This is a genomic window from Streptomyces pseudogriseolus (assembly GCA_002154585.1).
In the GTDB taxonomy this organism is placed as follows: Bacteria; Actinomycetota; Actinomycetes; order Streptomycetales; family Streptomycetaceae; genus Streptomyces; species Streptomyces pseudogriseolus.
Map to the genome: position 1 here is coordinate 1 of MUNG01000349.1, position 14,501 is coordinate 14,501.

A 14,501-nucleotide genomic window follows, 5' to 3' on the forward strand; every position below is an offset into this window, starting at 1 on the left:
GCAGGACCGCGACGCCGACCGCGCTGCGGGCGTGGACGCCCTTGTCGCCGAGCACCTCGCCCAGGAGTTCGCTCGCGCCGTTGACGACGCCCGGCTGCCCGGTGAAGTCCGCGGCGGAGGCGACGAAGCCGACGACCTTCACGACGCGCGCGACGCGGTCCAGGTCGCCGACGACGGACCTGACCGCGGCGAGCGCATTCAGCGCGCAGGTGCGGGCCAGGTCCTTGGCCTCCTCGGCGGTGACCTCCGCGCCGACCTTGCCGGTCACCGGCAGCTTGCCGTCCACCATCGGCAGCTGGCCGGAGGTGAACACGTACCGGCCGGAGACGACCGCCGGCTGGTACGAGGCGAGCGGCGGGACGACCTCGGGCAGGCTCAGGCCCAGCTCGGCCAGCCGGGACTCGACGGCGCCGCTCATGCCTGCTTCTCGCGCTTCAGGTAGGCCACCAGCTGCTCGGGGTTGTTCGGCCCGGGCACGACCTGGACGAGCTCCCAGCCGTCCTCGCCCCAGGTGTCCAGAATCTGCTTCGTCGCGTGGACGAGAAGCGGCACAGTCGCGTATTCCCACTTGGTCATGCGGCCGACTCTAGCCGCTGCCGCGCCCGCCGCCCGCGTCGCCGTCGCGCCCGCCCAGGACGGCACACGGAGGCGGGAACCTCACCCGGAGCCGCCGCCACGCGCGGTGAGCATTTAGGCTCGAAGACGTGAGCAGGCTCCAGGTCGTGAGTGGCAAGGGCGGAACCGGCAAGACCACGGTGGCCGCCGCTCTGGCGCTGGCCCTGGCCGAGGAGGGGAAGCGGACGCTTCTCGTCGAGGTCGAGGGCCGGCAGGGCATCGCGCAGCTCTTCGAGACGCAGGCGCTGCCGTACGAGGAGCGGAAGATCGCCGTCGCTCCCGGGGGCGGGGAGGTGTACGCCCTCGCCATCGACCCCGAACTGGCCCTTCTGGACTATCTCCAGATGTTCTACAAGCTCGGCAGCGCCGGCCGGGCGCTGCGCAAGCTCGGCGCGATCGACTTCGCCACCACCATCGCCCCCGGCGTCCGTGACGTCCTGCTCACCGGCAAGGCGTGCGAGGCGGTGCGGCGCAAGGACCGCGGCGGCCGGTTCGTCTACGACTACGTCGTGATGGACGCGCCGCCGACCGGCCGCATCACCCGCTTCCTCAACGTCAACGACGAGGTGGCCGGGCTCGCCAAGATCGGCCCGATACACAATCAGGCGCAGGCCGTGATGCGCGTGCTGAAGTCGCCGGAGACGGCCGTGCACCTGGTGACCCTGCTGGAGGAGATGCCGGTCCAGGAGACGGCGGACGGCATCGCGGAGCTGCGCGCGGCGCGGCTGCCGGTGGGGCGGGTCATCGTGAACATGGTGCGCCCCCAGGTGCTGGGCGCCGGCGACCTGGAGCTCGTCGGGAGCGTCCCCCGTTCCGCCGTCGCGCGGTCGCTGTCCTCGGCCGGGCTCGGCGGCGCGCGGCGCGGCGGGCACGCGGAGCGGCTGGTGGAGCCGCTGCTCGCGCAGGCGGAGGAGTACGCCGAGCGGTACGCGCTGGAGACCGAGCAGCGTGCGGTACTGGCGGAGCTGGGCGTACCGCTGCACGAACTGCCCCTGCTCGCCGAGGGCATGGACCTGGCCGGGCTGTACGCGCTGGCGCGGAAGCTGCGCGGACAGGGCGTGTCATGAGCGGCCGCACCCGTTCCTCGGACCGTCACCCGCGCCACCGCGTCGCCCCCGTCACGAGTCGGACCCACCTGAAACAGGGGATGTCATGAACCGTCGTCCGGAACCGGCGCAGGACCAGGACGAGGACCCGGGCCGTGAGCACCTGGCGCCCGCCCGCGCGCTGGACATCGACCCGCTGATCGAGAACCCGGACACCCGGATCGTGGTGTGCTGCGGCTCGGGCGGCGTCGGCAAGACGACCACGGCCGCGGCGCTGGGCCTGCGGGCGGCGGAGCGGGGCCGCAAGGTGGTGGTGCTCACCATCGACCCGGCGCGCCGGCTCGCCCAGTCCATGGGCATCGACTCCCTCGACAACACCCCCCGCCGGGTGAAGGGCATCGACGACTCCGCGGGCGGCGAACTGCACGCGATGATGCTCGACATGAAGCGCACCTTCGACGAGATCGTCGAGGCGCACGCGGACCCCGAGCGGGCCTCCGCGATCCTGGGCAACCCCTTCTACCAGTCGCTCTCCGCGGGCTTCGCCGGCACGCAGGAGTACATGGCGATGGAGAAGCTGGGGCAGCTGCGGTCGCGGGACGAGTGGGACCTGATCGTGGTCGACACCCCGCCGTCGCGGTCCGCGCTGGACTTCCTGGACGCGCCCAAGCGGCTCGGCTCCTTCCTCGACGGCAAGCTGATCCGGGTGCTGCTGGCGCCGGCCAAGGTGGGCGGCCGTGCGGGGATGAAGTTCCTGAACGTCGGGATGTCGATGATGACCGGCGCGCTCGGCAAGGTGCTCGGCGGACAGCTGCTGCGGGACGTGCAGACGTTCGTGGCGGCGATGGACTCCATGTTCGGCGGGTTCCGTACGCGCGCGGACGCCACGTACAAGCTGCTCCAGGCGCCGGGGACGGCGTTCCTGGTGGTCGCGGCCCCGGAGCGGGACGCGCTGCGGGAGGCGGCGTACTTCGTGGAGCGGCTGGCCGCGGAGGACATGCCGCTCGCGGGCCTGGTGCTGAACCGGGTGCACGGCAGCGGGGCCGGCCGGCTGTCGGCCGAGCGGGCGCTGGCGGCGGCGGAAAATCTTGAGGACTCCCGCATTGTGGATCAGCCGGACGGGAAAGCTGGACTTCGTAACTCTCCCGACACGTACGGCAGTTCAGAATCATCGGCGCGTAACGTCACCGACGGAGGCTCCCCCGCCACCGAGGACGTCACCGACGCGGCTCCCGAAGACGACCCGACCTCGACGGACGCGGCGGCCGGGGACGGCGACACGGATGCCGAGCACTCCGTGGAGCGTCTCACCGCCGGTCTGCTGAGGCTGCACGCGGAGCGGATGCAGTTGCTCGCGCGCGAGCGGCGGACGCGTGACCGTTTCACGGCGCTCCACCCCGAGGTGGCGATGACGGAGGTGGCCGCCCTGCCCGGCGACGTCCACGACCTCGCGGGCCTGCGCGACATCGGCGAACGGCTGGCCGTCGGGCGCACGGAGTTGTCCGACACGCCCTGAGAGGCGCTCTTGGGCGTCCCTCTCCCGGCGGTGACGACTCGCGCGCGGGCTCGTCCCGAGCGGCAGCCGACGGCTCCGAGCGGCTCCGAGCTGCGCGGGGCGGCTTTCCGCGCGCCCCGCTTTCCGCGCGCGCTCCGCGCACCGGTCGGCGGCCACGCGTACGCCCTGCGCGCCGGCGCGCGCCTCAGGCGTCACCGCGCGCAACGCACCACCGCGGCCGGGCCCTCAAGCACCCGCGCACGCCCCAGCTGACAGGGACGCCCCTACGCGCGACGGGGCACAACGGGACGCGACAGGGCACCCCAGGCCTCTCCACCGCGCCGCCCACCACCGAAGGCGCCCCTACGTAAGCCCGCTCTCGGGCACCACCAGGAGCTCTCCGCTCTCAGCTCACCGCGGCGTAGTCCTCGTAGACCTGGTCGTCGTTGAGCGGCACGACACCCGTGCCCCGCTCGTACTCCGAGCGCGCGGTCTCCAGCAGCCGGCGCCAGGAGGTCACGGTCGGCCGCCGGCGCAGCAGCGCACGGCGCTCACGCTCCGTCATGCCTCCCCACACGCCGAATTCGACGCGGTTGTCCAGCGCGTCGGCCAGGCACTCCGTGCGCACCGGGCAGCCGGTGCACACCGCCTTGGCCCTGTTCTGCGCTGCTCCTTGAACGAACAGTTCATCCGGATCGGTAGTGCGGCAGGCAGCCTGCGCACTCCAGTCGGTAACCCAGCCCATACCGGCGCCGTCCTCTCCCGAATCGAGGCTCCCCCACGGCGGCAGCGGCATATTCACCGCCGCCAGTTGAGGACGTTACGGAAGGTGGGCACAGCGCAACACCCCCAGCGGGCCCAATCTTGAATGGTCCGAACGGACTATGGGTAAGCGGCAGATCACCCGGGGGAGTGAGGGGGCGACATGCGTAACGAATCGGGCATTTCAGGTCAGTTCAGTTGCGTCACAACGGGCATCGTGTGACACACGAGGCGATCCGGACACGGTCTCCACGCTCCTCGACCGAACTCGTACGAAGAAAGTCGAGAGGATCCGGAACGATTCGGGGTCGCCGGACGTATTGATACGTGGCCTCACTGCTGTGACAGTTGAGTGCAGCTTAGGCCAAGGCATATACGCTTGTCCGGCGAATGAGAACGTAGGCTGCTCCCATGCCAAAGAAGCGCTCGGGCGGTGGTCTGTCTCCCACGCAGCAGGCCGCCAAGTTCCTCGGTGTCAGTGTCCTGGCCGGTGCCGTCATGGCCGGTATCGCACTGCCCGCCGTGGGCGCGCTGGGCCTGGCGGCCAAGGGGTCGGTGGAGAGCTTCGACGAGCTCCCGGCCAACCTGAAGACGCCGCCGCTGAGCCAGCGCACCACCATCCTCGACGCCGACGGCGGCCTCATCGCCACCGTCTACTCGCGCGACCGCACGGTGGTCGACCTCAAGGACATCTCGCCGTACATGCAGAAGGCGATCGTCGCCATCGAGGACTCGCGCTTCTACGAGCACGGGGCGATCGACCTCAAGGGCGTCCTGCGCGCGCTCAACAAGAACGCGCGCAGCGGCGAGGTATCCGAGGGCGCCTCCACGCTCACCCAGCAGTACGTGAAGAACGTCTTCGTCGAGGAGGCCGGCGACGACCCGACGAAGGTCGCGCAGGCCACCCAGCAGACCATCGGCCGCAAGATCCAGGAGCTGAAGTACGCGATCCAGGTCGAGGAGGAGCTGGGCAAGAAGAAGATCCTCGAGAACTACCTGAACATCACGTTCTTCGGCCAGCAGGCCTACGGCGTCGAGGCCGCGTCCCAGCGCTACTTCTCCAAGCCCGCCAAGGACCTCAACCTCCAGGAGTCGGCCCTCCTCGCCGGCATCGTCCAGTCGCCGAGCCGCTACGACCCGGTGAACGACGAGGCGGAGGCGAAGAAGCGGCGCAACGTCGTCCTGAAGCGGATGGCCGAGGTCGGCGACATCTCGCCCGAGCAGGCGGCCGAGGCGATGCGCTCCCCGCTCGGCCTCAAGGTCAGCAGGCCGCAGAACGGCTGCACGACGGCGGTCAAGGGCGCCGGCTTCTTCTGCGCCTACGTCCGGAACGTGTTCCTCAACGACCCGGTCTTCGGCAAGGACAAGCAGACCCGGGCGAAGCTGTGGAACCAGGGCGGCCTCACCATCCGCACCACGCTCGAGCCGCAGGCCCAGGAGTCCGTCCAGCAGTCGCTGAAGGACCACGTCAACAAGAGCGACGAGGTCGCGGCCGCGGCCACCCTGGTCGAGCCGGGCACCGGCAAGATCGTGGGGATGGGCCAGTCGAAGCCGTACGGCTCCAACGCCAAGGAGCACGAGACCGAGATCAACTACTCGGTGAACTACGAGATGGGGACGAGCGCCGGCTTCCCCACGGGCTCGACGTTCAAGCCGTTCGTGGCCGCCGCCGCCCTGGAGGCGGGCCGCCCGCCGACGCAGGAGTACCCGTCGCCGTACGAGCTGACGGTCCCGAGCCCCATCCAGACGTGCGGCAAGCCCTACACGAACGACGACAGCGCCAAGATCCCGAACGAGAACGAGTCGGAGAAGGGCCCGTACCAGCTGAAGGAGGCGATGGCCCTCTCGGTCAACACCTACTTCATCGAGATGGTCGCGGACATCGGCCTGTGCCCGGTCGCCGAGATGGCCGAGAAGCTGCACGTACGGCAGGGCAGCGGCAAGAAGATGCCCCAGGTCCCGTCGATCGCGCTGGGCACGGAGTCCGTCTCGCCGCTGACCATGGCGTCCGCGTACGCCGCCTTCGCCAACCGCGGCATGTACTGCACGCCCATCGCGATCGAGTCGGTCACGCAGCGGGTGGGCAACAAGAACGAGAGCCTCGAGGTCCCGAAGTCCTCCTGCTCCCGCGCCATGTCGGAGAACACGGCCGACACCATCAACGCCCTGCTCAAGGGCGTGGTCGACTCCGGAACCGGCCAGCAGGCCGGCCTCGGCGACCGGGACAACGCGGGCAAGACCGGTACGACCGACGAGCGGCGCAACGCCTGGTTCGTCGGCTACACGCCGAACCTGTCGGGCGCCGTCTGGGTCGGCAGCGCCACCCAGCAGGTCAAGATGCAGGACATCACCATCGGCGGCGTCTACCACGAGCTCGTCTACGGCGCCGACACCCCGGGCCCCATCTGGAAGGACGCCATGACCGGCGCCCTGGAGGGCAAGGAGGCGGAGTCCTTCGTCCCGGTGCACATCCCGGACCCGAAGCCGAAGAAGCCCGAGAACCCCGACCGTGACCGCGACGACGACGGCAACGGCGACGGCGGTTTCATCGGCGGCCTGATCAACGGCGGCAACGGCAACGGAGGCAACGGCAACGGGGGCGGTGACGGCGGCAACGGCGGAGGCGAGCCCGACCCGGAGTTCTCCATCCCCGAGGGCTTCATCCAGGGCCCGGGGAACGGCCCGGGCGGACGCGACTGACGGCGGTCACCCGCCCGTCACGTGACAACGGGGTGCGGCCCCTTCCCTCGCCAGGGAAGGGGCCGCACCCCGTTCTCGCTGTTCTCGTTCCGGTGTCCGGGTCAGCCGGCGAGCAGCTTCTTCACGGCGGCGGCCACCCGGCCGCCCTCCGCCTGGCCGGCCACCTTCGGGTTCACGATCTTCATGACGGCGCCCATGGCGCGCGGCCCCTCGGCGCCGGCGGCGCGGGCCTCCTCGACCGCCTGGGCGACGATCGCGTTCAGCTCGTCGTCGGACAGCTGCTTGGGCAGGTAGCCGGCGAGCACCTCGCCCTCCGCCTTCTCACGCTCGGCCTGCTCGGGGCGGCCGCCCTGCGCGAAGGCGTCCGCCGCCTCACGGCGCTTCTTGGCCTCGCGGGCGATCACCTTCTGCACCTCGTCGTCGGAGAGCTCGCGCTTCTCCTTGCCCGCGACCTCCTCCTTGGTGATCGCGGCGAGCGTCAGCCGGAGCGTCGAGGAGCGGAGCTCGTCGCGCTCCTTGATCGCGGCGTTGAGGTCATCCTGCAGCTTCGACTTGAGCGTGGTCATGACTTGATTGTCGCAGGTGCGGGGGAAGCGGCGCCTGCTGATTTGCGGGGCCTCGAGGGTGGTTGTGAGCAGACGCGGAATGTGGCGCGTGTACGGAGGGACCGTCAGGGTCTGACACGATGGGCGTATGCGCGCGCGATACGGAATCCCCCTGGGAATCACGGCGGCCGGCGCCGCCGGACTGCTGTACGCCGCGGGCTTCGAGGCCCGCTCCTTCCGCCTCCGACGGGTAACCGTCCCCGTCCTGCCCTCCGGGATGCGCCCCCTGCGCGTGCTGCAGGTGTCCGACATCCACATGGTCGGCGGCCAGCGCAAGAAGCAGCGCTGGCTGCGCTCCCTGGCCGGACTGCGCCCCGACTTCGTGATCAACACGGGCGACAACCTGTCCGACCCCGAGGGCGTCCCCGAGGTCCTGGACGCGCTCGGCCCGCTGATGGAGTTCCCCGGCGCGTACGTCTTCGGCTCCAACGACTACTACGGCCCCCGGCTGCGCAACCCCGCCCGCTACCTGGTCGAGAAGGTGCAGGGCCGCCACGGCCTGAACGGCAACCCGCCGGTCGTCGACGCCGTCCACAACCCGTGGGAGGACCTGCGGGACGGCTTCGACTCGGCGGGCTGGCTCAACCTGACCAACACGCGGGGCACCCTGAAGATCGAGGGCACGTCGATCGAGCTGACGGGACTGGACGACCCGCACATCAAGCGGGACCGGTACGCGGAGGTGGCCGGCGGCCCGTCGGCCGGGGCGGACTTCTCGATGGGCGTCGTGCACGCGCCGTACCTGCGCGTGCTGGACGCGTTCGCGGCCGACGGCTACCCGCTGATCCTCGCGGGGCACACGCACGGCGGGCAGCTGTGCATCCCGTTCTACGGCGCCCTGGTCACCAACTGCGACCTGGACACGGACCGGGTGAAGGGCCTGTCCACGCACACGGCGGAGGGCCACAGGTCGTACCTGCACGTCTCGGCGGGCTGCGGCACCAGCCGCTACACGCCGGTGCGCTTCGCGTGCCCGCCGGAGGCAACGCTGCTGACGCTGGTGAGCCGCTGAGGGCTGGCGCTGAGCTGCTGAGTCTGATGTTGAGCGACTGAGCCGCCGGCCGGTGGGATAACCCGACCGGCCCACGCCACGTCGCCGCGTCGCCGCCCCCGGCCCACGCTGGGGGCATGACCGCGCCGATACCCAGGGACCTCCCGGACATCCCCGCCCTCCCGCGGACGGCTCCGCAGGTGCTTCCCTCCGTCGTCCCCGCCCGAGCCGTCGTACCGCCGGTGCGCCGCCCGCTGACCGCGGTGTACCGGCTGGCCCTGGCGGTGCTGGCCACGGCGGCCGTACTGATCGAGGTCCTCCTCGGCAGCCCCACCCGGGTCCTGAGCTACTTCGTGATCCAGAGCACGGTGCTGCTGGCCCTGGTAACGCTGGCCTCGGCGCGCCGGGCGTGGACGGCCCGCCATCCCCTGCCGGGCGCCGTCACGGGGGCGGCGCTCCTGTACGTGGTCGTCGCGTCCCTGGTCCACCACATCGCCCTCGCGGACGCAGCGCCGGCCTACGCCATGACGGCGGGCTCCGGCGGAGGCGCGGCATGGCTCGAGCCGGTCGCGGGCCACCTGCTGCACACGGTGCTGCCGGTCGCCGCGCTGCTGGACTGGCTGGTCCTGACCCCGCCGGCCCGCATGCACCTGCGCCAGGCGACGACGTGGCTGCTGTACCCGCTGGCCTACCTGGCCTTCACCCTCACCCGCGGCGAACTGCTTCCTGGCTCCACCGCCGCCCGTTACCTCTACCCGTTCCTCGACGTCGCCCGGCACGGCTACCGGAGCGTGCTCGCCAACGCGCTGCTCGTGGGCCTCGCGATCTACGCGGTGGCGGTCCTGCTGGTGGCCCTGGACCACACCCGCCCCAAAACCAGATTTCGTCTCTAGCCACCAGTGGGCTAAAGTAAACGTCGTCGCCGCGACAGCAGCGACACCGGGGTGTGGCGCAGCTTGGCAGCGCGCTTCGTTCGGGACGAAGAGGTCGTGGGTTCAAATCCCGCCACCCCGACAGCCATAACAACAGGTGAGGCACCTACTCATGTGAGTAGGTGCCTCACCTGTTTTCGTGTGCGTGTCTATCTGCGTGACTACCGCGTCCCGCGTGCCTACGGCCGCTGCGGATCAGCGCCGAAGATCCCGTCCATGACCACGGCACCGGTCTGGATCACGGGCCGGATCTGCTTCCGGTAGACCTCCTCGTTTACGGCGGTCCCCGAGTGCCCCACAAGGCGTGAGATCACTTCCAGTGGGACGCCACGGTCGGACAGCAGGGACACGAAGCTGTGCCGGAGTTCCCGGGGCGTCCACTCGTCGGGGTTGATCCCGTCGATGCCCTTGAGCGCTTGCCGGAAGGCACGGCGCACATTGGCCGCGTCCAGCGGCTTGCCCACGGCCGAGGAGAAGACGAGTCCGTGTTCCTCCCACTTGTCGCCGGCCGCCAATCGATCCCACCCCTGATCCTCGAACTGCTGCCACAGGGCTTCGACGCAGCGCGCCGGCAGAGCGAGCGTGCGCCGGGACTTTCGAGTCTTGGTGTCCCCGCCCCGCCTGACCGAGCGCCACACCGCAATGTGCGGAGGCTGCGGCGGATCGGCGTCCGGCTTGCCTTTGAGGAAGACGTGGTCCCAGGTGAGCGCCCGCAGTTCCTCGGTACGGGCACCGGTCAGCAGGGCGACGACGATGTACGCGTACATCGAGGTCCCCTCGGCCCCCTTGAGCACGGCTTCGGCTTGGGCGAAGGTGAGCGCCTTGGAAGGGCGCCCCGCTTGCCCCTGGGGCACCGAGCACAGCTCGACGACGTTCCGCTTCACCTTGTCCCGAGCCATGGCCCGCTTGACCGCACGGTTCAGGCACGAGTGGATCGCCTGGAGCGTGCGCGTACTGAGCGTCTTCGCCTTGGCAGCCAGCCAGCGGTCCAATTCCTCCGCGCTGAGGTCGCGGAGCTTGCGTGCGCCGAGTGACGGGATGACGTGCTTCTGGCTCAGCAGCGTCGTCGTCTCGACGGTGCGCGGGTCGAGACCGGCCAGGCCGTAAGTGAGCCAGTCCGTCACCGCGTCCTCGACCGTGTAGTTGGTGGGCGCGATCGCAAGACCGTCCTCGTGGTCCCGCAACACCTCCTTGAGCTTGTTCTTCGCCTCCGTCTTGGTCTTGCCACTCCCCCGCTTGACGATCCGCTTGCCGCTCGGATCGAAGCCGAGGTTCGCCGTGGCGATCCACCGTTGCCGCTTCTCGTCCCAGTGCAGGCCGCCATCCCCGCGGCTCCGACGCTTGGTCATCAGGCCGCACGCTCCATCTGTTCCGCGATGAAGTCGCCCAGGGCGGAGGCCGGGATACGCCGGCATCGGCCGATGGTGACCGAGGGAAGCCGTCGTGTGCGGATCAGGTCGTACACGGTGGACCGGCCGAGCCTGAGACGGGCCATCACCTCGGCGACGGTGAGCAGTTCGTCATCGCGCACGGTCAGGTTCTCCTTCTGCGTTGTGAGAAGCGGAGTGTGAGGAAGCGAGAACGGCTTCTGCGTCCGTGAGACCGGTGCCGGCGAAGCGCCAGTGCGAGAGGACGAGCACGGTGTCCGGGTCGGGCAGGGGGTAACTGGCCTTCGTCGCGCGTTCGCGGGCCAGTGCTTCGTTGTGGTCGGCTCGTTCCTGGCGGAGGGCGCCGAGGGTGACGGAGTAGGCGCGGGACTTGGTGGAGAAGTGGCCGCGGAAGCCGAGCATGTGGGCCCACTTGCGCAGGCGGAGGTCTTCCAGCTCGGGGAGCGCCCCGAGGCGCCAGCAGGTGAGGATAAGGCGCCGGGCGTGGTCGGTGACGTCGGAGCCGATCAGGTCCGTGATCGGGTTGCGGATGGGGCAGTCGAGGGTGCCCGCGGTCTCTGCGCCCTTAGTGGCGTATTTGGCGATGTAGGCGGCCACGGCGCGGCTGGACAGTTCCGATCTGCCTGCGAAGTCGGCCGAGCGGATGGGGCGGATGTCGAACTGGTCGCCGAAGCGGAAGGTGTACGCGCGGCTGTCGAGGACCGGACCGGGTGCCTCGGCTTCCCTGGCCGCCCAGCGGATCGCATCGGTGAGGAGTTCGGTAGTGGCCCAGGCCGGCGGGGCGTCCTCGGCGCCGTCCGGGCCGTCGAGGCGGATGACGGCGTGGAAGTGGACGGCGCCGCGCCGCTGGTACTCGGCGACCTTGGCGTAGGAGACCTTGAGGCAGTGACGCAGCGCCGAGCGGCTGAGGCCCGCGCGGGAGGCGAGGTGCTGGCGCAGGTAGGTGGTGAAGCGGCCCCAGAGCTTCCCCGCGTGAGCGTTCCACAGGACGGCCGCGCGGTAGTCGTATCGGTCCGGGTCCAAGGGCGTGCCGAGGGCGGGGTCGTCGTCCGGGTGAAGGCGTCCGCAGCGGCACCGGCCACCGGGGCGGTTGTGCACGGGGCCGAAGGACGGTGCGGTGAAGGTGGCAAAAACGCGCGGGTGTTGGGCCACGGCCGGGCCGATGCCTTTGCCGCCGCTCAAACCGGCCGTGACGAGGTGGAAGGTGTCTTTGCGGTACACCTCGGCGCACGAGGCGCACCGAGTGGCGCGGCGGTTGTTGCAGCGGATGAGGAGCTGTCCGGCCGGGAGGTCGCGGTCGGTGATCTCCCGGACGATCTCCCCGGTGGCGGCATGGACGTCGAGCCGGTGACCCTCCATTCGGATGGGCCGCTCGCAGCCGCCGAGGCGCTGGATCTGGTGGGCGTAGGCGCTGAGGTCGCCGTGCCGGGCGAGGAATGCCAGCTGGCGGATAGCTGCGGTCGGAGCCGCAGGAGTCATGTGCGGGGTCCTCCTTACGTGGGCTTGCGGTGGTTTTGTCGAGGGGGCTAGACAGTGCAAAAAGGCCGGGAGGCCGGGGCGGTGGTGTCAGCGACGGGCGATGACTGAGCGGACGGTGATGGCACACACGCCCACGGATGCGGCGGTGAGGGCGACGGCGAGGAGCATGGAGACCAGGACGGCGCCGACGACCAGGACCACGGCGGTGCCGCCGCCGACGAGGGCGAGCACGGTGCCCGGCGTGAGCTGGACGACCGAACGGTTCGGAGCTGGGGTGGCGGCGGTCGATGCCGGGGCCGGGGCGTGCGGCGTGACTGCGGTCGGTTCGACGACCGCGGGCGGGGTGGTCAGGCCGGTGGGCTGCGGCATGGTCGGGACCTTCCGTCGGAACATGAGCGGTCTCCCTTCGCGGGTCACTTGAGGGCGGGGTCGATGACGGGGGCGAGCAGGCTGTCGGCGAGGAGGTAGCCGCCGATGAGCAGGACGGCGATGAGCCACCAGGGCGGGCGGATGAGCTTGACGCCGAGGACGCCGACGACGAGCAGGGCGAGCCAGAGCGGAACGTCCATGTCGGGTGGTCTCCTGTCAGGCCGGGCAGCAGTGGGTACGGGCGGCGAGTTCGGCGGCGGCACGGCTGTCGTACTCGGCGGAGAAGTCGCAGCGGGGAGCGGTGCAGGCAGCCAGGTGGCGGTTCCGGCCGCGTTCGACGTAGGAGGCGACATTGACGGGGCCGATGCGTCGGAGGTTGCGGAAACGGCGGTTCACGGTGGGCTCCTCTCAGAGGTGTGCGGCGACGGATGCGGTCATGGACGGGGGCAGGCCGAGCCGAGTGCGGACGGCGTCGGGGTCGGCGGGGTGGCCGGTGGCCGAGCGGTGTTCGTCGGCCAGGGCCCGGACGAGGTCGACGAGCGCGGGCGGCAGGGCGACGGCTGGAGCAGGCGCCGGGGCGGGAACGGTGGCCGGGGTGGCAGCAGGCTCGGAAGCCGGTTCGGGGTCGGCGGGGTACGGAACCTTGTGATCGGGCCCCTCCACGCCGGACGAATCGCCGTCAGGAGCCGCTACCGCGTCCGTCGAGGGAGAGGCGGCGGGCCCTTCCGCGGTGTGCGGAGCGTGAGCCAGCAGCGTGCCGCCGAAGAACGCGACAGCCGGCCAGCCCGCGACCATCACACGAAGCCAGGCGGGTACGTCGTCCAGGTCGAGGAGGCCGGCCGTGGCGACGTTGGCGCCGAGGGACGCGGCCAGGGCTACGAGGAACCACAGCCGCGGACCGCTGGCCGCCTGACCCGCTCGCTGTGACTGGCGCATCCGACGCCAGGCGGCGACCAAAAGCAGGTCGACACTCACGGGGTAGGCCCACGCCTTCCAGCCGTCCTGTCCGGCCGCCGCGGCGACGTCGTGCAGGTGGGAGAAGGACAGGGCACCGGCGATGACGGCCTGCACGATCACGGCGTCCACGCGGGCCAGGTGGGCACGCATCGGCTCGGGCTCCTTCGGTTGGGGCATGGCAGGGGTAGGGACTTGGCGCGTGAGGCGGTCACGCCGACCGTTGGAGGGGAAGTGCGGCTACCCGGTCACCGGGCGCGTGGCGGGCTGCACGACGGGAGCAGCGGAAGGTTGCGGCACCACGGGGCGGAAGGTGTCCAGGCGGGGCAGTACCGGAATCAGGCCCGAGGTGTCGCGGCAGACGGCCGCCGCGTTTTCGAGGGTGAGGTGGGGTGAGCGGACCCGGGACCAGCCGCCGGAGGAGTCACCGACGACCGCGACGCCGGGTCGTTCGGCCGGGATCCTGGTGGCCGCCAGCGCCGCTTCCGGTGCGATGTCGCCGAGGGCCATGTTGGCGGATGTCTCGTCGTTGACGCGATGGCAGACCCGACCGGTGAGCTGGGCACGGAGCATGGTGGCGCCCTTGCCGAGTTCAGCGCCGAAGCGCTGCCCGCACACCTCCAGATAGATACCGGCCGCGCGCCCGAGCTGAGCGAGGCGGATGAGCTTGGTGACCATGGCGTCCCGCCGCTTCTCGTCGTCCTTGCTCGCGGCGAGGAAGAGTTCGGCGACCTCGTCGACGACGACCACGACCGGCACCGGCCGCGCCTTCTCCGGCAGGCCCCAGACGTCCGAGGTGAGCACGGCATCCGGACCGGCCCCGCCCCTCATGCCGATGAGGCGGAAGCGTGCCTCCATCTCGTCCACCAGGACGTCAAAGAGGTCGTTGGCACGGTCCGGTGTATCGGCGAGTGCCGACAACCGGGGCGCGAAGGGCGCCAGTTCGACGCCCCATTTGCAGTCGATGCCGACGAGTGCGACGGGTTGCCGGGCCAGCCCGCAGAGCAGGTTGCGCAGGTACACGGACTTGCCCGATTGCGTTGCGCCGAGGATGAGTTCGTGCGGCACGGTGCGGAAGTCCCGGACGTGCCAGTGTCCGTCCTCACGCAGTGCCAGGGGCAGGGTCAGCGGTTCGGTCCGCAGCCGCCGACGAGGGGGCCGGACG

General features: G+C 70.7%; 17 protein-coding genes and 1 tRNA gene. 6 read left to right on the plus strand and 12 right to left on the minus strand.

Annotated features, from left to right (window positions below):
* A partial coding sequence (locus CCN29_RS26835; RefSeq protein ID WP_086685118.1) for a RidA family protein occupies positions 1–418 on the minus strand: 418 nt, incomplete at its 3' end.
* The gene (sp36, locus tag CCN29_RS26840) at positions 415–576 is read right to left on the minus strand and encodes a Sp36 family protein (protein ID WP_003975360.1); all 162 of its coding nucleotides are present in this window, start codon (positions 574–576) and stop codon (positions 415–417) included. The genes CCN29_RS26835 and sp36, both read right to left, overlap by 4 nt.
* Positions 577–704: 128 nt before the next feature.
* Here sp36 and bagA point away from each other — a divergent pair, with 128 nt between their 5' ends.
* Positions 705–1,682: an ATPase BagA gene (gene bagA, locus CCN29_RS26845; protein WP_006132544.1), complete on the plus strand. Its 978-nt coding sequence runs from the start codon at positions 705–707 to the stop codon at positions 1,680–1,682.
* 85 nt (positions 1,683–1,767) lie between these two features.
* Positions 1,768–3,177 carry an ATPase BagB gene (bagB, locus tag CCN29_RS26850; RefSeq protein WP_086685121.1) on the plus strand — a complete coding sequence of 470 codons (1,410 nt, stop codon included), beginning with the start codon at positions 1,768–1,770 and terminating at the stop codon, positions 3,175–3,177.
* A 385-nt stretch (positions 3,178–3,562) separates the two neighbouring features.
* Here the strand turns inward: bagB and wblA are convergent, their stop codons facing one another.
* A complete protein-coding gene (gene wblA / locus CCN29_RS26855) occupies positions 3,563–3,901 on the minus strand; it encodes a transcriptional regulator WblA (protein WP_019527064.1) in 339 nt (112 codons plus the stop codon).
* Positions 3,902–4,329: 428 nt separating this feature from the next.
* On the opposite strand from wblA, the gene CCN29_RS26865 reads away from it, so the two are divergent.
* Entirely contained in the window at positions 4,330–6,618 is a 2,289-nt protein-coding gene (locus tag CCN29_RS26865; protein WP_031062725.1) for a transglycosylase domain-containing protein, read from the plus strand.
* A 101-nt stretch (positions 6,619–6,719) separates the two neighbouring features.
* Here CCN29_RS26865 and CCN29_RS26870 read toward each other — a convergent pair whose 3' ends face one another.
* Positions 6,720–7,184 (minus strand): GatB/YqeY domain-containing protein, encoded by a 465-nt coding sequence (locus CCN29_RS26870; protein WP_006132540.1) that lies wholly within the window; start codon positions 7,182–7,184, stop codon positions 6,720–6,722.
* A gap of 127 nt (positions 7,185–7,311) precedes the next feature.
* On the opposite strand from CCN29_RS26870, the gene CCN29_RS26875 reads away from it, so the two are divergent.
* From CCN29_RS26875 to CCN29_RS26885, 3 genes are all read left to right on the plus strand, one after another.
* The gene (locus CCN29_RS26875) at positions 7,312–8,235 is read left to right on the plus strand and encodes a metallophosphoesterase (RefSeq protein ID WP_006132539.1); all 924 of its coding nucleotides are present in this window, start codon (positions 7,312–7,314) and stop codon (positions 8,233–8,235) included.
* Between the two features lie 116 nt (positions 8,236–8,351).
* The gene (locus CCN29_RS26880; RefSeq protein ID WP_086685124.1) at positions 8,352–9,107 is read left to right on the plus strand and encodes a Pr6Pr family membrane protein; all 756 of its coding nucleotides are present in this window, start codon (positions 8,352–8,354) and stop codon (positions 9,105–9,107) included.
* Between the two features lie 47 nt (positions 9,108–9,154).
* Positions 9,155–9,228 (plus strand) — tRNA-Pro (locus CCN29_RS26885).
* Positions 9,229–9,325: 97 nt separating this feature from the next.
* Here CCN29_RS26885 and CCN29_RS26890 read toward each other — a convergent pair.
* The 8 genes from CCN29_RS26890 to CCN29_RS26925 all read right to left on the minus strand — a co-directional run.
* Positions 9,326–10,495, minus strand: a complete 1,170-nt coding sequence (locus CCN29_RS26890; RefSeq protein ID WP_086685127.1) for a site-specific integrase — start codon at positions 10,493–10,495, stop codon at positions 9,326–9,328.
* Entirely contained in the window at positions 10,495–10,677 is a 183-nt protein-coding gene (locus tag CCN29_RS26895; RefSeq protein ID WP_031020012.1) for a helix-turn-helix domain-containing protein, read from the minus strand. The genes CCN29_RS26890 and CCN29_RS26895 overlap by 1 nt, the downstream gene beginning before the upstream one ends.
* Complete coding sequence (locus tag CCN29_RS26900; RefSeq protein ID WP_086685130.1) at positions 10,667–12,013, minus strand: replication initiator; 1,347 nt, start codon at positions 12,011–12,013, stop codon at positions 10,667–10,669. The genes CCN29_RS26895 and CCN29_RS26900 overlap by 11 nt, the downstream gene beginning before the upstream one ends.
* An 87-nt stretch (positions 12,014–12,100) precedes the next feature.
* Positions 12,101–12,406 carry a SpdD-like protein gene (locus CCN29_RS26905; RefSeq protein ID WP_086685133.1) on the minus strand — a complete coding sequence of 102 codons (306 nt, stop codon included), beginning with the start codon at positions 12,404–12,406 and terminating at the stop codon, positions 12,101–12,103.
* Between the two features lie 20 nt (positions 12,407–12,426).
* Positions 12,427–12,582, minus strand: a complete 156-nt coding sequence (locus CCN29_RS26910) for a hypothetical protein (protein WP_086685136.1) — start codon at positions 12,580–12,582, stop codon at positions 12,427–12,429.
* A 16-nt stretch (positions 12,583–12,598) separates the two neighbouring features.
* Entirely contained in the window at positions 12,599–12,778 is a 180-nt protein-coding gene (locus CCN29_RS26915; RefSeq protein ID WP_086685139.1) for a mobile element transfer protein, read from the minus strand.
* A gap of 12 nt (positions 12,779–12,790) precedes the next feature.
* Complete coding sequence (locus tag CCN29_RS26920; protein ID WP_086685142.1) at positions 12,791–13,489, minus strand: DUF2637 domain-containing protein; 699 nt, start codon at positions 13,487–13,489, stop codon at positions 12,791–12,793.
* 87 nt (positions 13,490–13,576) lie between these two features.
* Positions 13,577–14,501: FtsK/SpoIIIE domain-containing protein (locus CCN29_RS26925; RefSeq protein ID WP_086685145.1), on the minus strand; the 925-nt coding region annotated here is incomplete at its 5' end.